We start from the raw sequence: 22,848 nt of genomic DNA on the forward strand, positions 1-22,848 counted from the left end.
TGGTACCTTTTACTATGATCAAAACTTTTATTAATTAAGGTGGAGCCCGTTGACAGTCATTATTTATGGTAGCTATATTATTAGAATTTCTAAATGATTAAAATAATATCGTTAAGGTAAGGAAAAGATATAGGTTAAAATTTAACTACATAAATTGCTGACATTACTACTCAAAATGACAATTACTTCAGATCTGCAAACGATATCTCTTTATGCACATAAGGAAGCATGTAACCACAAGACTTTCTTATTTTAATTTCAGTAATTGCAACATCTATATTATCAAAGCTTATGCCTTCTAAATCCCAAGGTGCGTATTGCCACCATTCCAACCTTTCAAGCTCACTTATTTGAGCTGTTGAAAATCTATATTTAATTGGTTTGGCGGGTACTCCTGCTACTATAGCATAAGCAGGAACATCTTTAGTAATAACGGCTCCAGACCCAATTACGGCACCATTGCCTACCTTTACTCCAGCATTAATAATGACTCCATGCCCTATCCATACATCATGCCCTATTTCTGTTTTAGGCTTGCGTACAGTATCTAATGCTTTTTTTCTAATATCACTGCCTACAATATAGTTAGAATATTCATCTGCATAAACAAACTCGTTATCGTGTCTAAATTTCAATTCTTGATATTGAAAAGGGTTAGTAGACAACCAATTATTCGGGTGATTCCCTTGACCAATATTGACATCTCTTGCTATAGAGCAATACCTACCTACTTTTGTATTATAAATAAAACCATTAACCGCATAGCTAAATGCATCAAACGAACTATGATGTATCAACACGGCATTGGATAGCCTAGCAGGAGGACATATACTAGCTTGAGGTCGGCACTGATTTAAAGAGTTTTGAGACAAATCAACCCCCATAGAGTGAATTGACGATAAGCTCCCTTTTTTCTTTGGTTGGTTGACTGAGTTTTTTTGCTTAACATAACGAAGGAGTGCTTTATCAATTCGTTTCCACTCAGGTAAATCATCACCAAGAAGCCCCCTTAACTTATTCATATCTTTTTGATAAAAATCTATTAAAAACTCTATGTCTTCAAAAGGTATAAATGGACTATTAACTATGTCTGTAGTTATTCCTATATCGGAATATACTATTTTAATATTTTGATTATCTATTTCATCTTTGGGCTCTATAAACGGCTCAGGATAAACATTCAAAAAATCGAAAGCTTTCTTCAACCCAAGCATAGGGTTCTCAATAATGTCTCTTTCCATAATGAGATTAAGTATATTTTCTTTCTGAATATTACCATACCAGTAACTCAAGTGTTCCCCATAAAGACCTATATCCAAAATTCCAAACCGTTTAATTACACTTCGTAGTGTAGAATTAGGTTCAACTCTATTTTTATGGACATGATGAAAAAAGGCTGATATTGCTCGCATTACAGGGTGCTTATACGAACAAATATACTTAACTTCAGTACCTAGCTGAGATTGAATACTTTCGATGATGTTTAAGTTGTCTGTACTACTTACATTACAATAAGGTCGCTTTTCATCTTTATGCCAGAAATACCCTGATGTCAATTCACCAATAGCTCGATGTTGCGAACTTGCAGCATCAAAATGTTTTTGATACTGTTTTATAGCTACTTTAGACGTGCAACTTACTTGGCTAAAATGAGACAACTCAAGTTTTAGAGGTAAAAATATCTCTCGATGGTGTTTTAAGTTTTCGTACAACCAAGTCGACCCGCAATTTTGCGCACCAATTATCAAAAAATTAGGTAATTTATTCTTCATAATTATCCACTATATGTATATCTAACAACTTTTTAGTCTCTAATTTTAAAGAAACTTTACTTTTACTAAGGAACTCTTCTACCCAAATATTTACATCATTTTTCAAAAAAACAATATTTTTAGATATTTCACTTTCAACCAAATCTAAATATGGCGCCACTCGGCTACATAATGTTGGAATTCTAAGAGCTGAAAACTCTAAACATTTTAAATAACTTTTATACTGAGAAAACTCTGTTTCCATCAAAGGAACGGCTCCTAAATCAAAGTTGTCAGCTACACTTATCAACCATTCAACAAATTTGTCATACCTGCCATCTACAGGCTGTAATCGTTGCACACATTTATTTGTCGAGTCAAAATCACCGGCCCCTACAACATACAAGTTAGCTTTTTGAGATTTATTAATTTCATCAATAACTTTTATCAAAAAATCTAAATCTTTTTGATGAGTTTTAGAACCAAAATATAGTACTTTGATAGAGTCTTTAGGTAAATTAAGATCAATATTTTCAGTTTTTCTTAACCAACGTTTTGAAGATAAACAATTCGGTCTAACTACAATGTTACTGTTAAACTTTGAAAAGACTGATTTCAAATTTTCATTTGTTACGTGAACTTCTTTTGCCCCAGATAAAAGTGATTCAAATTTTCTTCTGTAATTCAAGTACACTTGGTCAGTATCAATATAATCAGGTACATCTAATAAGTTATCATCAATTTCAAATACATAAGGAATCTCGAAAGACTTTAATATTTCGATTATAACGCCAACAAAACCTTCAGGAATCGCATTTCGCTGAATTACAATTAACTTGAACAACTTAAGTCGTTCTGTAATTAAATCCTGCCACTTAATAAATTCAACACTACCTTGATATTTATTTTCAAACCAACTTTTCCAATCCACTAATCTTACATAAGCAGTAGGAGGGACATTAGGAAAAGTTCCAACCATAACAAAGCCAATTTTTTCAGGTGTAATTTGTATTTTATGTTTCTGCTGGAAAAGCACTTTTTGATAAAGTTTCAAGTATTTAGCAGACATATGCATTACAGTATTTTCTAGACCGTAACCTTCCTGCCATTTGTTAAGATGTTTTCTAGCTTCAGAGATTAAAGTAGGCTGTTCTTTTATATCTTGTAATTTACTGAAAATAGTTTCAAAATCGTTCTGTACGACCCAACCAGCCTTATGTTTTTTAATTCTGTCGCCGACAGCACCTAAATCAATCCCTATAACTGGAATTCCACATGCCCAGCTTTCAGTCAATGTATGACAATAGGTTTCAGGCCATATAGAAAATACAGCTGCAACGTCGGGTGCAATATCTTTGACTAATCCAGCAAACTCAGAACGGCTATATTCGCCATGATAGATAACCATATCCTGTAAATCTTGATCACAGCGACCTAATACATGAAATTCAAAGTTAATGCCTTTATCTTTTTTAATAATATCTATGAAGTGATCTTTGCCTTTAGATTTTGAAATATTCCCTGGTACAAGTACTTTCAATTTACCATTTACAGGAGAATCATTTGGTGCGGAAAAAGATGAAAAATCCCTACCATGAGGAAATACATAAAATTGATCCTGTTTATCTTTTAATTTAGGCAGTGCATTGAGAATATATTCTTTAGCTGAGTCACACGTAGTAACAAAAGCATCACACTGGTAAAAAACATCTTCCATTCGCTTTTTCCAAAACGATGAATATTCAGGCGTTATATTTTGCAAAGTAGGATCATCTAACCATAGAGGGCTCACAGCATTATCAGTAACGCCTTCTAAAAACAGATTTCCATCTTTATCTAATAAATTTACGGTAGGACAAATTGCATAAAAATCATGGAATGAATTAACTACCGGTATGTCCATAGACTTAGCTACTTGAATCAAATTCAAACTATGCCAAGCAATATGTCGAATATGCAACAATTCTATTGAATACTTATAAAGAACATATCTTACGACAGAGTCGTATTCCATATTCCTGTGCGTCGCAATGCAAACAGGATCATCCAAACGAAAACTTTCTAAAACACTATAGTTTCCACCTGTAACGTCCATTACCTCTATAAAATTTCGATTACAAGCTAAAACTAAACCCTCGTAAACACGTTTTATTCCTTTCATTAAGTCCATATTGGTTTGTGGTGTTCCCCCTGTTCGAGTGGAAATCACAAACATAATTTTAGGTTTTAACACTGCGCTGTCAGCGTGAACGTTGTTTAACATATGAGAAACAGCGCCTTTAACTCTCAAGAACTTATTAGAATTAAAAATTGCTTTTGTCGCACCTTTGTAAATCGGATAATCTTTATTTACTTGCTTACTACCGGCATCCATTAAGTTGTGCTTTGACTCTTGAAAAGATGCAGAACGTACATGATGAACAAATGTCTTAGGATCTATTATATTATACCAACCAGCGGCTATAGCTCTCATTGAGAACTCATTCTCTTCTCCATAACCTTTAGGAAATTTTTTCTCATCAAATATGCCAATTGACTTTATTAAGGCGTGTTTTATATAAAAACAAAAGCCATTTCCTGTAGGCACTTCAATACTGTCGAAATAATTAGTTCTACCAATTAGTCTACCAACTTCATGATACTTTAAAAATTCAGGATATATGTTAGTACCTGTATCAGGTACAGAAAATGCTCCTGAATTATCCGAAACTGCAGTCACTGTTCCAATTTGACGGTCAGAATAGGCTTTTATTTGCATATTATTTAACCATTTTGGTGTCACCTCAGTATCACTATTTAACAATAAAACATCATTTTCATTTGCTAACGAAATGCCTTTATTTACAGTTCTTGTATAACCTAGGTTTTCATTATTATGAAAAATCTTAATATTTGATATACCGTCAAACTTTTGTAACATTAATTTAACATCGACAGATGGGCTACAATCATTTATTACAATTAATTCGTTCCTTTCTAGATTGGTATGTTCTATAACACTATTAATACATATTTCAGTTTCTTCAGCAGCATTGTAAACAGGAATGACTATACTAGTGTTTATGTCTTTAATATTGGGAACATTTTTCGTAAGTTTTACCTCACTAGTATCTTTATTTGGATTTATATCATTAGGGTCTATCGCTAAACGCCCTTCATTTTGACCAAACTTTACGAAATGCACCAAAGGCTTAATTAACGATTTCTTAACATCGGGGTTTTTAGCAAGATAAAAACTTCCATCAAATAACGATGATAATTTATATAGATCTGTGTTCTTATTTTTCAAATAATGAATGACTGGATTAGTAGATACATTGCCTTTCATATATTTATTTTGATAATAATTCACATCAAAATAGCGGTTGGGATTTCGACCTTCTTTATAACCGTGTATTAAAAAATGGATTATAGGCTTTGCTCCTGCAATCTTCACATCTAGGTTATGCGTTAGATAATACTCCTCATCGAATAGCCCAGAATTAGATAGCTTCTTAGCATTTGCTTTTATCCGTAAATAACGGATACCTTTAGATAACTTTTTCAAATTTGCCACTGTAACTCCGCATCTACTAAGATGATAAAAGAGGTTTCCACCAATTGTCATTTGTTAAATACCAATCAACAGTTTTATTAATTCCGGTTTCGAAAGACTCAACTGGCTTATAGCCTAGCTCATTCTTTGTTTTTGTCGCATCAATTGCATAGCGTCGATCATGACCAGCTCTATCTGTAACGTAAGTAATAAGTGATTCTGCATTACCAGACATTACACTTTTCGCATCAGGGTATTTATTTGCCAGCGCGTCATTTGAAGAGAATCGACTGTTCATAATTGAACAGATTTCTTTTACGATATCAATATTCGCCCATTCATTATGACCACCAATATTATAGTTCTCTCCAATGCTACCTGTATTAAGAACCAACTCGATACCTCGTGCGTGATCTTCTACATATAGCCAGTCACGAATTTGCTGACCATCTCCATATATTGGTAAAGGTTTATCATGCAGAATATTGGCGATAATTAAAGGTATTAATTTTTCTGGGAAATGATATGGACCATAATTATTTGAACAATTGCTGGTAGTCACCTCTAACCCATAGGTGTGATGGTATGCTCGAACTAAATGATCACTAGCAGCCTTACTTGCCGAATAAGGAGAGTTTGGAGCATATGCCGTATCTTCAGTAAATGCAGGATCAGTTGCTGACAATGTACCATAAACTTCGTCAGTTGAGACATGATGAAAACGATGTTCAATTGGCTTATTACCTTGAGAAGCGGGTTCATCTAACCATACTTTTTTAGCTGCTTTAAGTAAGCTATAAGTACCCAAAATATTGGTTTCAATAAATGCGTCAGGGCCGGTAATAGATCTATCTACGTGAGACTCAGCAGCGAAATGCACAATAGTATTAACCTCATCGCCTTGCAATAATGATTCAACTAAATCAGTATCACAGATATCTCCATGCACAAACTTAAATTTAGGGTTATCTTCGACTGATACTAAATTTTCTCTGTTTCCTGCATAAGTGAGTGCATCTAACACTACAACCTTATCTTGTGGATTTTTTTCTAACCAATACAAAACGAAATTCGCGCCGATAAAGCCCGCACCACCTGTAACTAATAAAGTTTTATTGTTCATAATATTTTTCTTAATTAAATTAATTTATTGGAAAGCTTGAAACTAAATATAGCTTATATTTCAAGGATTCGTATATTGCTTAAGTTGCATTAACATTATTTTTAATTGTTGTTGCCAGTGGATTGTGTCAACACCAAACGATTGTTCAAAGAGAGACTTGTCCAAAACACTAAACGAAGGTCTTTTAGCAGGTGTAGGATAAGCCGAGGCTGGTATTGCTTTAATTGGAATTTCCTTGTCCAACAACCCTAACTCTAAGGCTTGTTGTTGAATTGCCACAGCAAAATCATACCAAGAAGTTACTCCGGCATCAGTCCAATGGTATATTTTTCCATAAACGCCAGTGTTTAATTGATTGTCTTGGCTTACGATTTGCCAAATCGCTTTGGCTAAACCGCCTGCCCATGTAGGAGTACCAACTTGGTCATATACCACACCTAGCTGCGGTTTTTCAGTCATTAATCTCAGCATGGTTTTAACGAAGTTATTGCCATGAGCCGAATATACCCAAGCTGTTCTAATAACTAAACTAGAACAGGGCAATTCTTCTAATAATGCCAATTCACCATTTCTCTTACTCTCACCGTACACACCAAGAGGATTACTTTCATCACATGGTTTATAAGGTGTATTTTTTTCGCCGTTAAAAACAAAGTCAGTAGAAATATGAATAAGTTTTGTTGAAGTTGCTTTACATGCATTAGCAAGGTTTTTAATACCTTTATAGTTCACAGCAAAACAAGCGTCTTTATCTGACTCTGCATTGTCGACTGCAGTATATGCAGCCGCATTGATTACAAAATCAGGTTTTTCACGAGATATAACAGATGAAACTACGTCACTATCTGTTATATCTAATTCGCTAGAATTTAGCGCGACTACATCGATACCATCAGGTATTGACTGCTGCAATTCCCAACCTAATTGACCATTTTTTGCGGTAATTAATACTTTCATATATATTTACTCGAACGTATCGGCTGTTTTAAAGCTATCACCAACGGCATCTTTCGCAGATAAGTCAGGTAAAGCACCATCAACTAAAGGCCACTCTATACCAATATCTGGATCATCCCAGGCAAGAGACCGTTCGTGTTCTGGCGCATAATAGTCTGTGCATTTGTACACAAACTCAGCAGTTTCAGAAGTGACATAAAAGCCATGAGCAAAACCTTCTGGTACCCAAAGTTGACGTTTATTTTCAGCAGATAATAAGACACTAACCCATTGCCCAAAAGTAGCAGAACTTTTTCTCATATCGACTGCGACATCAAAAACTTCACCTTGCACGACACGAACTAGCTTTCCTTGCGTATTCTCTAATTGATAATGCAAACCGCGCAATATACCTTGCTTAGACTTACTGTGATTATCTTGAACAAATACACGTTTTGAACATTTTTCATTAAAAACGTCATCACGAAATGTTTCGAAGAAAAAGCCACGTTCATCACCAAATACTTTTGGCTCAATTATTTTTACGTCAGGAATTTTTGTTTCAATTACATTCATTTTAATAGCCTAAATTATGCAATGTTTTCATTTAATATTTTCATTAGATACTTGCCATAACCGCTTTTAATCAAAGGTTGAGCTAATTTTTCAACTTGCTCAGCATCAATAAAGCCTTGTCGATAGGCAACTTCTTCAGGGCAACATATTTTCAATCCCTGACGTTTTTCTATTGCGGCGATATAGTTTGATGCATCTAATAAGCTATCTAACGTACCCGTATCTAACCAAGCTGAGCCTCGCCCCATTAACTCAACATGTAAATTATTTTGCTCTAAGTACATATTATTTAGGTCGGTTATTTCGAGTTCTCCACGCGGTGAAGGTTTAACTTCTTTAGCCATATCTACAACTTGATTATCGTAAAAGTATAATCCTGTAACTGCATAGTTAGATTTTGGCTTTTCTGGTTTTTCTTCGATAGACAAAGCTTGCCAATTGTTATCAAATTCTACAACACCATAACGCTCAGGATCGGTAACATGGTAACCAAAAACAGTTGCTCCATGAGTTCGCTGCGATGCACTCGCGAGAGACTTAGCAAGATCATGTCCATAATAAATATTATCACCTAATATTAACGTACAAGGATCATTACCGATAAACTGCTCACCTAATAAAAACGCTTGGGCTAAACCATCAGGAGACGGCTGCGGAACATAACTTAGGTTTAATCCCCAAGCACTGCCATCACCAAATAACTGTTGAAAACGAGGTAACTCATCAGGAGTCGATATAATCAATATATCTTTAATACCTGATAACATAAGCGTTGATAACGGATAATAAATCATCGGTTTATCGTAAATAGGCATAAGCTGTTTACTAACAACTCGCGTAAGGGGGTGAAGACGTGTTCCGCTTCCACCAGCTAATATTATTCCTTTTCTCATATTACCACCTTAATTTAGTTCTCTAATCGTTGCCTTAACTATTCTAATAATTGCAAATAACATAAGTAAAATTACCGCAAACAAAGATAAATTGTAGATCACTTCTGGGTATGTATTATCTTCAGGAAGCGTTGATTTCTCTATTACAACTAAATATTGCAATTTTCTATAAGCCTCTACACGAGATTTCTCTAAAGATACTAGAGAAGAAGCATAAGCTTGAAGCGCTAACTCCAAATCAATCTTATAATCTGCAAATTGAGCCATCTTCTCGCCGACCGTAAGTTGTTCATTAGTTTCACTTCCGGAAAGTCTTCTATTTTCATCTATTATTTGTTGCTCTAAAGCTTCAATGACTCTTTTTAAAGAACGAATTTGTGGTGAGGTGTCCGACATTACAGCTTCCATAGCATAAAGTTCAGCCTTTTTTGCTGATAGGTTAGCTTCTAAAGTATAAGCTATTTCCTGGTATGCGACCCCTTCGGCTTCTGGATCTAAAAGGTTATTTTTACTTTGAAATTCAAGCAGCTTATTTTTTGCTTTATCGAGCTTAAGAGCAACCAAATCATGTTCACCTTTTACAAACGCAAGCTGTTCTTTTGCCATTTGATGACCAACATTGTTAATAAACCACTCTGCTCTTTCTATTAATTTTTGATTTAACTTTTCTGCATAATCAGCTGTAAAAGCTTGCGCTTTTATTGTCAGCACAGAAGACATTTCATCGAGTTCAACTAATATATGATTTTGATAATAATCGTAGAAGTCTTCTCTTGTACTCCATAAATGAAGGCGGCTGAAAAAGTCATTAGAAAAACTAGAGTAGTGTTCTCTAAGTCCTAATTCATTATCCAAATAAGAGATCATATCATTTGAATATATATACGCACTCACAAGTTCAGTATCTGCATCAGATGTTGCTACACCTAAACCACTAAGCATAGCCATGCCTGCATCTAACGTGGCCATATCATCTGGTTGTTTAACAACAACTTGAGATTGGCTTTCAAAGCGTTCACTTGCCCACATAATTTGATAAAAAGCAAATACCAACCAAGGTAAGGCAACAAAAACAAATAATGAGTTGCGGCTCCAAGCAGGGAGTTGATTAATCTTCTTGAGCCAATGATTTGCTAATATGTCTATTTTCGTTTTTGCTTTACTGCTACCACTTTTCAGAGCTTTAGGATTTTCTTTCTTCAGTTTTTCTACTAGTAAGTTAAGTCGTTCATTTACGACAGGACCTTCAGGTTTAAGAATGTGAGCTCGCTGCATTAAACGATAAGCCAATGCCAGGTCTTTTTCTTCAAACTTTTTTGAAAGCCTGACGATATAAGCAGGATTACCCCATTCTGCATGTGTTGCCAATTGCTTTAGATCATTAAATCTATTTTCTATTTTATTTATTTCTTTTTGACTCATTTTTACAGTGCCTGATATTTATCGATTGCACTCTCGATATCATTATAAAATTCGAGTTTGCCTTTATGCAAAATAATTGCACTATCACAAAACTCGCGAATTTCTTTCAAATCATGACTTACCATGATCACGTTTGATGTTTTACTTTTATCTAATAGTGTTTCTCTAGCTTTTCGTTTAAACTTTGGATCACCTACAGATGTTGCTTCATCAATAAGATAAACATCAAAGTCAATAACCATGCAGCAGGCAAATGACAATCGTGATCTCATCCCGCTTGAATATGTCCTAACTGGCAATTCGTACTTTTGTGCAAGCTCAGCAAAAGACTGTACTTGCTGTTCATACCAATCTAAGTCAGTTATACCATTTACTCTCCCAATGAAACGAGTATTTTCTCTACCCGACATTTGAGGATGTATACCCGTTGCCAAAGCAACGGGCCAAGAGATATTTAAATTTGTTTTAATTTTCCCTCTATTTGGGTATTCACTACCGGCAAGTAACCTAAACAATGTAGACTTACCCGCGCCATTTCGACCCAATATGGCAATGTTGTGACCGCTCGGGATATTAAAGTTGACGTCTTTTAGTATGTATTGTTTACCAAGTTTTGATGGATAAAACTTAGTAATATTTTCAAGTTTTATCATCTACTTATAATTTTTTTCCAAGTTATTCTATAACAGGCCATAGCAAAGAATACTGTGATTAATACACTAACTGAAAGATATTCAGTGCTTACTCCTACAGCTTGAAATGACGGGTGAGCACTATCTCTAGATAACTCAATAGCATGTAATATAGGATTCCAGTTTAAATAAACCCAATAATCCTCAGGTATATCTTTTAAACTAAAGAACACAGCGGAAATAAAGAATAAAGGTCGCTGTAATAATACTCGTATTTTCTCGACTTCTTCTATAAAAGATTTAGCAACCGCAAAAAGTAATCCTAATGACACAGCAAACAACCAAGTCAAAAATATACAAAGTAAGATAGTTAAAGGATCGGCTAGCTCTGTTTCAATCTTCATAAAGTATACAATTAGCATCAAAACAAATATAACTGCCGTTTTCATAATTAATTCGAAAAAACCATTCGCCAAAACTGCTGCTATAGGCTGAACCTGTCGAAAAGCAAACAATGCTTTATTTTTTTTAATTGCATTGGAAGACGCGCCAAACGTTGTCAAAAATAATTGAATTATTAACATTCCATACATCATAAATATAAATGTTGGAATGGTGTGCGTATATTCACCACTAACTTGACTTCTAAAAAAAGATAAGACGAAAATAAATATTACAGGATTTAATATTCCCCAACTCACTCCGAATTTATCACTAAATTGACTCCGGATCTCACGTAAAAATATGGCAAAAATAACATCTTGCCAAACATTTATGATTGAACGCCTTCTAATTTCTGCCATTATTAGTTCAATACCACGTCAGCGGTAATCGCAATTTGATAAAGAATTTGCGATAAATCTTTAACCGTTTGCATAGTTTTAGCTACAACTTTAGGCAATACTAATACTTGATCGCCGGGTTTAATTACCGGGGCATTTTCACTTTGAGCCATCCAACTATCTGAGTCAGCTTCATAAAAGCTAATTAAGCCATTAGCATGAATAATTAATAAGCGTTCATAATTAGCTCGTTCGGTATAACCACCAGACCAGGCAATATAATCCGTGATTTTCGCTTTAGGATTGTAAACAATTGATTGAGGTAAAAAGACTTCCCCACCAATATGGACTAAATCAGTTTTTTCAGGAATAACTATAGTATCCCCTTCTTCTAAACTAATGTTAGCAACTACGCCGTTTTCAGAAACAACAACTTTCCCTAAAGTTTCTACTTCTTTGGCTCGTTTAACAAAAGCGGAAACTAACGAAGCTTCTTGCACCTGGATTCCTGCTTCACCAGTTGAAGATGGCGAGTTGGTATAAACACTTCGTTCTAACCTATCTAAAGCTCTGTCCAACATTTCTTTTTGTTTCTCAGCAACAGATTCCCTTAGTATATAAATTGAATTAAAGTCAGCCTGCTGAGGATCAATTTGTACGTGATTTAATAAATCGTATAGGGTTGTTGGTTTACGTGTAGTAAAGTATGAAGGTCCAATGAAACTGCCTTCAAGTTTCACATCTAAAACTTGCGCATCCCAGTCATCATTAAAGAATATTTTATCGCCATCTTTTAGTAAATAAGAGCTAAATTTATTTAGAGGTAGATATATTGAGAATGGGCCGTTATCACGGTTACCTATAATACCTACGTGAGATATTTTGGTTAACGGCCTTGCATAGCTAGTTAGCTCATCGCCAAGCGCATGGCCTTTAGAAAACTCAAAGCGGAACGGGTTTTTAGCGCCCGCAGTTACAACAACTGTCGCACCTTGCGGTTGTACTAAGATAACATCTTTATCTTTGAAATTAACTTTTGGCATGATGCCGTGTCTGACAAAGTCATATAGATCGATACTCTCAATAACTTCACCAGAACGAATAATATCAATTTTGCGATAACTTCCACGCTCGGCATCAATTCCGCCAGCGCGTTTTAAAAAGTACAATATAGAGTCAGATGCCATACCTGCGTATTGACCAGGGCGAATAACCGGGCCAGAAATATATACACTCACAGGTGTAGCGGTTAGAAGGTTTACATAAATTTGAACATTCTGTTTATAGATACTTCTTAATTTAGTTGTAACTAACTGGTTGATTTTACTTGCAGGTACATTTTCAACCTTAACAGGGCCAATATCTGGAATAAATATATTCCCTTGATTATCAACAGTTGATACATCAGCATAGTTAACCGCCCCCCAGAGCCAAATAGAAATTTTATCGCCTGGTGCAATCAGGTAATCATCATTTAGACCGTCAATTCGTTCGCTTTCATAACCACCAGCAAAGATATTTGCGCCATAAGGAGCTGGCAAACCATATTCAACAATAGGTAAAAGTTTTTCTATCGATTGTTCGCCAGGTAATAAGGTGTTGTATCGAGCCATGTCGGTATACGAACCTTGACTTCCACCAGTTAACCCAGCTGCTTGCCCTGCATCTAATTGCGTTAAAGCTTGGTTGGGAGTTAATCCACTGGTAGATGTTAATCCGCCAGCCATTGCTTGATTTGCCGCATCTATTTTAGCTGAATCAGGCAAAGCTGCATGAGCAGGTAAAAGATAAGTAAACGTCAAGGATATGAAAACTAGCTTAAAAATCTTAATCATTTATTCATCCCTCCTGAATTACTACCCATTAACGGGGAAACTATAAACCAAGAGTCATTCGACTTACATGCTCGTCTATCCGGTCCATAATACTTATCTTGGGGATGGAATAACTGACTAGACTCTGAGCCACTAGGTGGTAATGATAAATTAAATGCGATACACCAATGCCCCATGGCTGATGTATAAGTTTTTTCTATTTGAAAAACCCCATAAGACGTATTTATGGCAATTCCAGGATATGCATTATTAAAGTTTGCCCATAAATCTTCAGGTAAAGTTTCTGCAGCATTATAATATGGAGTATTTTGATTAATTAATGGTACATCTGCAGTTACATCTGGTGGCGGTGAAGAACAGGCGGAAAGATAAATCAAGCCTGTAAATAAAGTAGCGAATTGGATAATTTTCATATTTTTATAATAATTTATCTTTTTGAATTTAAACTTAATTTCTAATTTATTATTCTAGTCCATAAAACAATAAATGAGAAATTAATGAAGTAAATAGATTGTACACCAACAAATCAAGAAGCACCAACGAGACAGCACCCTAACAACTTGATTTATATTATAAAACTTTATTTTTAGGAAATAATTTCAATATAAAGTTGTGGCGTTCAGTATTTCTTAACACATAATGGTAAATACCAAAAACAGCTAAAAACAAAGCGAACATAAAGCTATCGGCAATATTATATACTTCACCTAAAATACCTATAGATGAAAGCAAAGCTGCCAAAATAGAAATGATAATTAAGGCTTGTCTTGGGTTATAACCAAGGCGAAGAAGAATGTGATGGATGTGATCTCTATCTGGTTTAAATGGCGAGTGCCCTTTTCTCAACCTGCGAATAACGATTGCCAGCATATCCATTAAAGGTACTGCAGTTATCCACAAAGCAGTTACAGCGCTGAAAGAGCGAGTTTCACCTTGAGAACCTTCAGATAATAACCAAACAACGCTCAAACCAATGAACATGGCACCAGCATCACCCATAAAGATCTTTTTAGTATTCTTAAACGGAACACCAAGGTTAAACAATAAATAAGGAAATATCGCGGTAGCTAAAATTAACGCATAGTTAATGAAGCCTTCTTGTCCTTGGTAAATAAATAGGACAGCTAAAGCGGTAAATGTATTTATACTTAAAGAGCCAAGCAGACCATCGATACCGTCAATCATGTTAAATGCATTTATAGCAACGATAATAGCAAAGTAAGTAAAAGGAATACCAAACCAACCTAAGTCAACATTACCTAAATTAAATATATTACCTAAATCTTGAATATAGGCGCCAACACCATAAATCATTAAGCTAGCGATAATAAGTTGGCCAACAAGTCTTACACCTACGCTTAAGTCATATTTATCATCGACTGCGCCAATAAATACCATCATAGCTGAGGCAATAAGGTAAAGGCGAAGTTCTTGGGTGTTTGGCATCCAAATAACTGTTGCAGCAAGTACAGCTAAGAAAATTGAAATTCCGCCAATTAAAGGAATGTTACCACTGTGTTTTTTTCTTTCGGAAGGAGCGTCGACTAAGCCAACTTCGAGAGCAATAGGTTTGATGATTTTTATTGCAACTAAAGCAAATAAAAATGCTGTAAGAGCCGGAAATAACATTAAATATAATGTTGGCATTAAATAAGACACCTAGCTATTTATTCTTAAAAACTTCAAATTGAAGTATATACGTAAAAAGTTCGCTTGTCTTAATCACACTTTCATTAACAAAGTAAAGATATAGTAAAGAAAACTTCTTTATAGTCAAATACCTCTTCATTATAGGGAAAGTAATCTTTTTTTTAAAGCTCGAGCTCGAAGTTTATTACAATTTAACGAAATTACATTACATTTAGCTAAATCAAACTCAACACAAAACCAACAAAAATCTAACCCCGCGTTAAAACAACACCCTTTGTAACAAATTGTACACACATCTTTTAGAACAATTTGTTACAGTTTTGGCAATCCCCTTGCATTTAGGTTACAGCCTAGGTATAAACGTTGGGTTTTTAATTATAAGAATTACTTGAAGGAAAGTTAATGTCTAATTCAAATCCGGGGACTTTGTTTGGTCACCCGAAAGGTTTGTTCTTACTCTTTGGTACAGAGATGTGGGAACGTATGAGTTACTACGGTATGCGTGGTATTTTCGTTCTTTATTTGGTTGCTTTTGCTAGCAGCTTTGGTTGGGATATGGCCTATTTTGGTATTGATCCAACCGCAGACGATGCAGAAAAATTATTTAATACGGCAATTCAGTCAAAAGCTCTTGGTATTTTAGGTATCTATGCGTTCTTCGTATATGTAACTCCTGTGCTTGGTGGTTGGATGGCTGACAATGTTTGGGGGCAGCGCAAATCAATCATTGTTGGTGGCCTTCTTATGATGCTTGGTCAATTTGCATTAGGTACTCCACATGCAATGATCCCGGGTATGGAAACAACTTTCCTTTGGATTGGTTTGATCCTATTGATCTTTGGTAATGGTTTCTTTAAACCAAATATCTCAACTATGGTTGGTGATTTATACACTGAAGGCGATAAACGTAGAGATGCAGCATTTACTATCTTCTACATGGGGATTAACTTAGGTTCAATCTTAGGCTATTTAGTTGTAGGTACAATTGGTGAAAAAATTAATTACCAATACGGTTTCTTAGTTGCTGGCTTAGGTATGTTAGCAGGTGTAATTTTACAGCTTGCATTATCAAAGAAATATTTAGGTAATGTAGGTGTTGAACCTGCTGCTAAATTAGCTAAAACAGATAAGACAGCATCTTCTGGCCCACTAACTTCTGAAGAGCGTGACCGTGTTAAAGTTATTTTAATCATGTCTTTCTTCACAATCATTTTCTGGTTAGGTTTTGAGCAAGCGGCTGGTTCAATGAACTTATTCGCTAAATACAAAACTGACTTAGTATTCTTTGGTTGGGAAATGCCGGCTTCTTGGCTACAAATGGTTAACCCAATATTTGTTATTATCTTAGCGCCTATATTTGCGGCTATGTTCTTAAAAATGGGGGCTGCCGAGCCTAATTCTCCGAAGAAATTCTCATTAGGTATGTTTTTCTTAGGTTTAGGTTTCATCTCAATGGTAATGGCAGCATTACAAATTGGAGATACTGAAGGCGCTAAAGCTCACGTAATTTGGTTAGTATTAGCATACTTGTTCCATACTATGGGTGAGCTATGTTTATCTCCGATTGGTTTATCGATGGTAACTAAGCTTGCTCCTCTTAAATATACTTCATTATTAATGGGTATGTGGTTCTTCTTCTCAGGTGTAGGTAACTATCTAGCAGCTTGGGTTGGTCAAATGGTTGGTGAAACTGGTCCATTACAAGCTTTCTCAGGCGTTGCAATTATGGCATTTATCGCTGGTATTTGTTTATGGTTGCTAAGTGACAAGCTTGTGGATTGGATGCATGGCGCTGAAGACTCTCAACCTCAAAACTTAAATGAGAAGCTTGAAGAAGAGTTAAGCATTACTGCAACACATGAAGGTATGAGCGACAAACACTAATATTATTAGTATGCGTTTATAACTTTTGTTAAACCACTCAAAAACCGGGATTATTTCCCGGTTTTTTTATGCCCTATTTACAGTGACTCTAGCAATATAAGATTTATCAACGCGCGACAAAATAAACTCGAATAACTGCATATAGCTATTAAATACAGACATAAATTTGTTCTGCTTAGTTGTTATTCGTTACAGCTTATAGCTTATAGCTTTAAATATGCATGTAATGAGAGGTTCGACAAAGAGATATTTAATAAACAAGCTTGTCTGCATAAGCCGATGGATGCATAAAAGCCGAGTGATAATGTATAACAGCTATAGCAATGATCAGGCTTATATCAGGACGAACACAAGCCAGTATCATACTAGCTAGAAAAAGAAGGGGTACTTAGTATAAAGTGAAACTTGGGTTGTAGATAAGATGCATTATGGTTAGCGCAAGAATACCAGCGATAATATCATCAAGCATAATACCAAAGCCGCCTGAGACTTTTTTATCAGCCCAGCTTATTGGCCAAGGTTTGATGATATCGAATACTCTAAACAGGATAAAACCTACCGCGATGGTCTCTATACTCACAGGAATTGCTATCATGGTAATAAAAAATCCAGCGATTTCATCCCAAACAATAGCGCCATGATCGTGTACGCCAGCATCTTTTGATGCTTTATCGCAAATCCAAACACCTATCACAGAGATAAATATAGTAAGTAGTATAAAGATACTTAGAGGTAGCTGTGAACAAAGTAAAAACAGTGGAATTGCTGCAATGGTGCCCATGGTGCCAGGAGCTTTAGGGCTTAATCCGCTACCAAACCCTAATGCTAAAAAGTGCACAGGATTTTTAATATTAAATAATTCGCTAGCGGATTTTTTTTGCATTTTAATTATTCTCAGAAAAGTGTTGATAGCCAACTTTGCTTAACTCAAATGGCTTACCATTTAAGTTTAAGTTTATCTCGTCACTGGTATTTAACTGACCAATACAAGAATACTCAATATCAGCATGCGACATGGCAGTTTCTAAGCCAACTTTATTAGTAGCTGATGCGGTAAAGATTAATTGATAATCATCCCCTGCTGTTAAGGCCATTTCAATCGCTTTTTTTTGCTCTAGGTTATTCTTCATTACATCAGAAAGAGGAATATTTTCTAAATCTATCACAGCGCCTAAAGTTGAAGCTCTGCAGATATGTTCAAGATCAGCTAACAAGCCATCTGACACATCGATTGCTGAAGTTGCATACTCTCGAATTAATTGACCGGTAAGTACGTTAGGTTTTGGGTAATTGAGCTTTTCTAAAGCCTTCGCAAAATCTTGTTCGCTTAGCTCTACTTCTTTATTAATGGCAGCTAGGGCTAGGCCTGCATCACCAATATCGCCAGTAACATAGATGTAATCACCATTTCGCGCACCACTGCGACACAGTGCTTTACCAGCCGGAACTGTACCTTGAGCAGTAATAGTAATACTCAATGGCCCTTTAGTTGTATCGCCGCCAATAAGTTGTACATTAAAGTATTCGGTTAATTCAAAAATACCCGCGGTAAACTCTTTAAGCCATTGTTGATCAACTTCAGGTAAGGTAATGGCAACTGAAATCCAACAAGGCTCAGCGCCCATTGCAGCAATATCACTTAAATTAACAGCAACGGCTTTATGGCCGATAGCACGAGGTGGAGTATTAAGAGGAAAATGAACACCAGCAACTAAGGTATCAGTTGTTACTGCGATTAATTTATCATCATTTGCTTGAATAAGAGCACAGTCGTCACCTATTCCCATTGCAACGTCTTTACGGCTCACTGGTTGAGCAGTAAAAAATTCCTTTATTAGTTCAAATTCTTTCATATTGATTTTACCGAAGTAACCTTTATTCAAAGCAACAAAAGTTATATAAATGGCTTAAGGTGATTTATATAGAAGCTTAAGCTAAATAGTTAAGCTTCTATAAATCAATTCACCAAGATAGATGAATTGATATTCGTTCTAGTGAAATACAATATTAACTTGTATAGCAACAACTAGAATTATTCGCTCGGTCGTAAACCTTTAACCGCTTTATCAAGCACGCCGTTGACAAATTTATGGCTATCATCAGCAGCGAAAGACTTCGCTAGTTCAATAGCTTCATTAATCACAACTTTGTAAGGCACATCAAGGCAATCACTGAGTTCGAAAATACCAACACGAATAATTGCTTTTTCAACATGGTCAACTTCTTCTAATGGACGGTCAACGAAAGGACGGATAACTTCGTCAATTTCGCTCACTTTTGATGCTACGCCACGTAATAATAAAGAGAAATACTCTGTATCTAAACGACGCTTAGCATTGTCAGCTAAGAAATTTTCTTCAACTTCCGATATATCATTATTGGTTAGTTGCCATGAATATACTGCTTGTACAGCAATTTCACGAGCTTTTCTTCTAGGTGTTGGTTTCACTAAGCAATCCGCCTATAGTTGGTCAAGAACATTAACCATTTCAAGCGAACTAAGGGCAGCTTCTGCACCTTTGTTACCAGCTTTAGTGCCAGCACGCTCAATAGCTTGTTCAATTGAATCAGTAGTAATTACGCCAAATGCAACAGGAGTATCAAACTCCATAGCAACTTGCGCTAAACCTTTGTTACATTCGCCAGCAACAAAATCAAAATGAGGTGTGCCACCACGGATAACTGCACCGATAGCAATAATCGCGTCAAAATCACCTTTTCTTGCTATACGTTTTGCCGCAACAGGTAACTCATAAGCACCTGGAACACGGATTACAGTAATGTCAGTATCAGCAACTTGGCCGTGACGCTTAAGGGCATCTACAGCACCTTCAAGTAAGCTTTCAACAATAAAGCTGTTAAAACGAGATACTACAATTGCAAACTTTTTGCCTTGTGCAGCAAAAGATCCTTCAATAACGTTCATTTTTTCTTAACCTATTTTCAAAAATTGCGGCAATTCTAACAAAAATCAAAATAATAAGGTACTGGTTCTTATTATAAAGTTGTTATTTTATACGACAAATGACAATTTTATGTAATTAATCACGGTGTAATAATTAGTTGATCGCTTTAACTTAGGTTTAAAGATAGAATATATTGCTAATAATCACACCGTTTTAGTTTAACTGATCATTATGAAATTATATTTTTCTTCTAAACAATTTGAACAGCTTGAGGGTTTTTCTTTTAATGAAAAGCAGCAAATTATTGCCTTGGCGACCAGTAAAATGTCCCCGGGGGCAAAAGTTTTTCTTAATCTGTTAAAACTTTGCATTCTTACACCGCCTTTTTTAATGCTAGCAAACATTGATTCTTGGTGGTTTTTAATGCCGCTTGTATTTGTCTTAATTGGCTATTTTATTGTTCTAAGGCCTATATCTTTATATTTTATAAAGAAACATTTAAGCCAAGCCATTAATGAGTTTGTAAAGACAAACGAATAAGCATGAAATCAAAAGTACGCTTTAATAGCGACTTTTAAGCGGGTACAAAAAAGGTGGGATATACCCACCTTTCGTTAATAAAATAAACTAGATAATTAGAATTCTTCTAATAAATCATCAATTTCATCTTCTTCTTCTTGGTCAATTACAACCGGCGGATTGCCATCATAAACTCGATATTCGATATTTTGAAAATAAGCATTTTTGACAAATTCATATGGGTCTAATGACTCATTAAGCAAAGCCTCTTGATCGCCTAAATTGCCTCTAACTTCTAAAGCTATAACTAGCCTTCTAGCTACATTAGGCCAAAAATCAATGATAGCTAATGGCCAATAATAACCATCAACAAAATCACCCGCTTCATCTCTAACTGAACTTGGGCCAAGTGCAGGTAACATTAAATATGGTCCATCTCCCACACCGTAATAACCAAGTACTTCACCAAACTCTTCTTCTTCTCTAACTAAGCCTGCATGCTGAGCAATATCAAACCAACCAAGTAAACCGACAGTACTGTTTAGTACAAATCGCCCTGTTGCTTTTGCTGCTCGTTGAAACTTAAATTGCAGTAAGTTGTTCACCACAGTAAAAGGTTCATTTAGGTTTAATGCTAAGTTATACACACCTGAACGAATTGGTGAAGGTACATATTCAACATAGGAAGTTGCTACTGGTTTAAATACATATTTGTCCAAATATTCCCAGTTAAATGTCCATAACGAGCGGTTAATCGACTCTAGTGGATCGCGAGGGTCACTTTCTTGTTGTTGGGTTTCATTGCTTGCTTGGCTTTCACTTTGCTCAGTCGATGAACACGCGCTAAGAAGAAAAATGGAGATAAATAATGCAAAGCTGGTAAGCTTTAAATTGGAAAACATATAAATCAATCCTCGAAATATATTATTGTTATTAAAAGAGCCTGAAAGTCTAAATACAAATTAGTTGCCCCGCATCGATACTAGAGCATTTTAAACACCAACAAGACATTAAGATAGTGTTACTTTGATGTTAAAACAATATTTACCAACTCTAGATAAGATTAAACAGGTAACTGGATACCGTTCTCGCGCATTTTTGCAAGTTTATACCGTAATGTTCTAGCACTTATTCCTAGTCGTTCAGCAACTTCTTTTCGAGAACCATTACATGCTCGTAATGCATCTAATATAATTTGAAACTCTTGCTGCTTTAACTCACTCTCTAAATTATCTTCATCATGAGTTATTTGTGTTACTGGCTCTGGGCTATCCATAATAAAGTCTTCGATAAGTAAGTCGTCACTATCAATATCAGCTCCAGCTTTCATGATCAGAGCTCGCTGAATAACATTATCTAGCTCTCGTACATTACCTGGCCAGCTATAGCTGAGTAACTTATTTTGCGCACTTGCAGTAAAAGACACTCGCTCAGTTGGACTATGTAGATTAATGATGTGCTCGCTTAAAGGCAAAATATCATCAACTCGTTTACACAGTGGTAGCCAAGTCAGTGGAAATACATTTAAACGATAAAATAAATCTTCTCTAAAGACACCTTCTGCAACAGCCTGTTTTAAGTCTCTGTTACTCGTAGCTATTACTCGAACGTCTAGCTTGATGGTTTTTCGGCCACCTAAGCGTTCAACTTCCTTTTCTTGAATAACACGTAAGATTTTAGCTTGCAGACTTAAATCCATCTCGGTGATTTCATCAAGTAAAATAGTACCACCTTGGGCTTGTTCAAACTTACCAGGACAAGCATTTACCGCACCGGTAAAAGCACCTTTTTCATAACCGAATAAAGTGGCTTCTAACATGTTTTCAGGAATTGCAGCGCAGTTAATAGCGACAAAAGTTTGTTCGGCTCGTAGTGATTCGTTATGAATAAATTGCGATAAAACTTCTTTACCGGAGCCGCTCGGGCCTAAGATCATCACCGAAGCATCTGTTGCAGCTACACGTTTAGCGAGTTTTAATAATTGTTTACTGTGTTCATCGACAGCGATAGGCTGGGCGCTTACCACTTTTTCAACCGGCATATATTGGCTGATCATGTTAAGCAATACTTCAGGTACAAATGGTTTAGCAATGTAATTACAAGCGCCATCTTTCATCGCTTGCACCGCATCGTCGATAGTTGCATATGCGGTCATGATCAACACGGGTAAATCTGGAGAGTTAGCTTTAATATTTTTTAGTAGAGTTAAGCCGCTCATATTGCCCATTTGTACATCACTAACCACCATATCTACTTGGTGCTTTTTCAATTGTACTAATGCAGCTTCACCCGAGTCAGCTTCTATACACTCATAGTCTGATAACATTAAGGTATCAACAACAGCTTCTCTTAAGCCAGGATCATCTTCTACAACTAGGACCACTTGACTGGTCATATATGCCTC

Annotated in this window: 20 protein-coding genes; 2 read left to right on the plus strand and 18 right to left on the minus strand. The window is 35.7% G+C overall.

The window, feature by feature from the left end:
- Positions 1-182: 182 nt before the first annotated feature.
- The 12 genes from FNN08_RS16585 to wecA form a co-directional block, all read right to left on the minus strand.
- Positions 183-1,772 (minus strand): sulfotransferase domain-containing protein, encoded by a 1,590-nt coding sequence (locus FNN08_RS16585; protein WP_143584290.1) that lies wholly within the window; start codon positions 1,770-1,772, stop codon positions 183-185.
- Complete coding sequence (locus FNN08_RS07890; RefSeq protein ID WP_185962591.1) at positions 1,762-5,307, minus strand: glycosyltransferase; 3,546 nt, start codon at positions 5,305-5,307, stop codon at positions 1,762-1,764. Before FNN08_RS07890 ends, FNN08_RS16585 begins: the two co-directional genes overlap by 11 nt.
- Before the next feature lie 16 nt (positions 5,308-5,323).
- Positions 5,324-6,409 carry a dTDP-glucose 4,6-dehydratase gene (rfbB, locus tag FNN08_RS07895; RefSeq protein WP_143584296.1) on the minus strand — a complete coding sequence of 362 codons (1,086 nt, stop codon included), beginning with the start codon at positions 6,407-6,409 and terminating at the stop codon, positions 5,324-5,326.
- Positions 6,410-6,469: 60 nt separating this feature from the next.
- On the minus strand, positions 6,470-7,366 hold the full coding sequence (rfbD, locus tag FNN08_RS07900) for a dTDP-4-dehydrorhamnose reductase (RefSeq protein ID WP_143584299.1): 897 nt from the start codon (positions 7,364-7,366) through the stop codon (positions 6,470-6,472).
- 6 nt (positions 7,367-7,372) lie between these two features.
- Positions 7,373-7,921 carry a dTDP-4-dehydrorhamnose 3,5-epimerase gene (gene rfbC / locus FNN08_RS07905; protein ID WP_143584302.1) on the minus strand — a complete coding sequence of 183 codons (549 nt, stop codon included), beginning with the start codon at positions 7,919-7,921 and terminating at the stop codon, positions 7,373-7,375.
- Between the two features lie 14 nt (positions 7,922-7,935).
- Positions 7,936-8,814: a glucose-1-phosphate thymidylyltransferase RfbA gene (gene rfbA / locus FNN08_RS07910; protein WP_143584306.1), complete on the minus strand. Its 879-nt coding sequence runs from the start codon at positions 8,812-8,814 to the stop codon at positions 7,936-7,938.
- A 9-nt stretch (positions 8,815-8,823) separates the two neighbouring features.
- The gene (locus FNN08_RS07915) at positions 8,824-10,236 is read right to left on the minus strand and encodes a lipopolysaccharide biosynthesis protein (RefSeq protein WP_143584308.1); all 1,413 of its coding nucleotides are present in this window, start codon (positions 10,234-10,236) and stop codon (positions 8,824-8,826) included.
- A gap of 2 nt (positions 10,237-10,238) precedes the next feature.
- Positions 10,239-10,889, minus strand: coding sequence for an ABC transporter ATP-binding protein (locus FNN08_RS07920; RefSeq protein ID WP_143584311.1), 651 nt, complete (start codon positions 10,887-10,889; stop codon positions 10,239-10,241).
- A complete protein-coding gene (locus FNN08_RS07925; RefSeq protein ID WP_143584314.1) occupies positions 10,886-11,671 on the minus strand; it encodes an ABC transporter permease in 786 nt (261 codons plus the stop codon). Before FNN08_RS07925 ends, FNN08_RS07920 begins: the two co-directional genes overlap by 4 nt.
- Before the next feature lie 2 nt (positions 11,672-11,673).
- Positions 11,674-13,485, minus strand: coding sequence for a polysaccharide biosynthesis/export family protein (locus tag FNN08_RS07930; RefSeq protein ID WP_143584316.1), 1,812 nt, complete (start codon positions 13,483-13,485; stop codon positions 11,674-11,676).
- Positions 13,482-13,898, minus strand: coding sequence for a hypothetical protein (locus FNN08_RS07935; RefSeq protein WP_143584320.1), 417 nt, complete (start codon positions 13,896-13,898; stop codon positions 13,482-13,484). Before FNN08_RS07935 ends, FNN08_RS07930 begins: the two co-directional genes overlap by 4 nt.
- 157 nt (positions 13,899-14,055) lie before the next feature.
- Positions 14,056-15,132, minus strand: a complete 1,077-nt coding sequence (wecA, locus tag FNN08_RS07940; RefSeq protein WP_143584323.1) for a UDP-N-acetylglucosamine--undecaprenyl-phosphate N-acetylglucosaminephosphotransferase — start codon at positions 15,130-15,132, stop codon at positions 14,056-14,058.
- Positions 15,133-15,537: 405 nt separating this feature from the next.
- Between wecA and FNN08_RS07945 the strand changes: the two genes are divergently transcribed.
- Positions 15,538-17,019, plus strand: coding sequence for a peptide MFS transporter (locus FNN08_RS07945; protein ID WP_143584326.1), 1,482 nt, complete (start codon positions 15,538-15,540; stop codon positions 17,017-17,019).
- Between the two features lie 388 nt (positions 17,020-17,407).
- Here the strand turns inward: FNN08_RS07945 and FNN08_RS07950 are convergent, their stop codons facing one another.
- From FNN08_RS07950 to ribE, 4 genes are all read right to left on the minus strand, one after another.
- Positions 17,408-17,902, minus strand: coding sequence for a phosphatidylglycerophosphatase A (locus tag FNN08_RS07950; RefSeq protein ID WP_143584329.1), 495 nt, complete (start codon positions 17,900-17,902; stop codon positions 17,408-17,410).
- A 1-nt stretch (position 17,903) separates the two neighbouring features.
- Positions 17,904-18,872 carry a thiamine-phosphate kinase gene (gene thiL, locus FNN08_RS07955; protein WP_143584332.1) on the minus strand — a complete coding sequence of 323 codons (969 nt, stop codon included), beginning with the start codon at positions 18,870-18,872 and terminating at the stop codon, positions 17,904-17,906.
- Between the two features lie 179 nt (positions 18,873-19,051).
- Positions 19,052-19,468 carry a transcription antitermination factor NusB gene (nusB, locus tag FNN08_RS07960; protein WP_143584335.1) on the minus strand — a complete coding sequence of 139 codons (417 nt, stop codon included), beginning with the start codon at positions 19,466-19,468 and terminating at the stop codon, positions 19,052-19,054.
- Positions 19,469-19,480: 12 nt separating this feature from the next.
- Positions 19,481-19,945, minus strand: a complete 465-nt coding sequence (ribE, locus tag FNN08_RS07965; protein WP_143584338.1) for a 6,7-dimethyl-8-ribityllumazine synthase — start codon at positions 19,943-19,945, stop codon at positions 19,481-19,483.
- 211 nt (positions 19,946-20,156) lie between these two features.
- Between ribE and FNN08_RS07970 the strand changes: the two genes are divergently transcribed.
- The gene (locus tag FNN08_RS07970; protein ID WP_143584341.1) at positions 20,157-20,465 is read left to right on the plus strand and encodes a DUF6170 family protein; all 309 of its coding nucleotides are present in this window, start codon (positions 20,157-20,159) and stop codon (positions 20,463-20,465) included.
- Between the two features lie 95 nt (positions 20,466-20,560).
- On the opposite strand, the gene FNN08_RS07975 is transcribed toward FNN08_RS07970, so the two are convergent.
- Both FNN08_RS07975 and FNN08_RS07980 read right to left on the minus strand, forming a co-directional pair.
- Complete coding sequence (locus FNN08_RS07975; protein WP_143584343.1) at positions 20,561-21,346, minus strand: VacJ family lipoprotein; 786 nt, start codon at positions 21,344-21,346, stop codon at positions 20,561-20,563.
- Between the two features lie 161 nt (positions 21,347-21,507).
- Entirely contained in the window at positions 21,508-22,839 is a 1,332-nt protein-coding gene (locus FNN08_RS07980; protein WP_143584346.1) for a sigma-54-dependent transcriptional regulator, read from the minus strand.
- Between the last annotated feature and the right edge of the window lie 9 nt (positions 22,840-22,848).

Source organism: Thalassomonas sp. M1454, from assembly GCF_007097525.1.
GTDB lineage: Bacteria > Pseudomonadota > Gammaproteobacteria > Enterobacterales > Alteromonadaceae > Thalassotalea_A.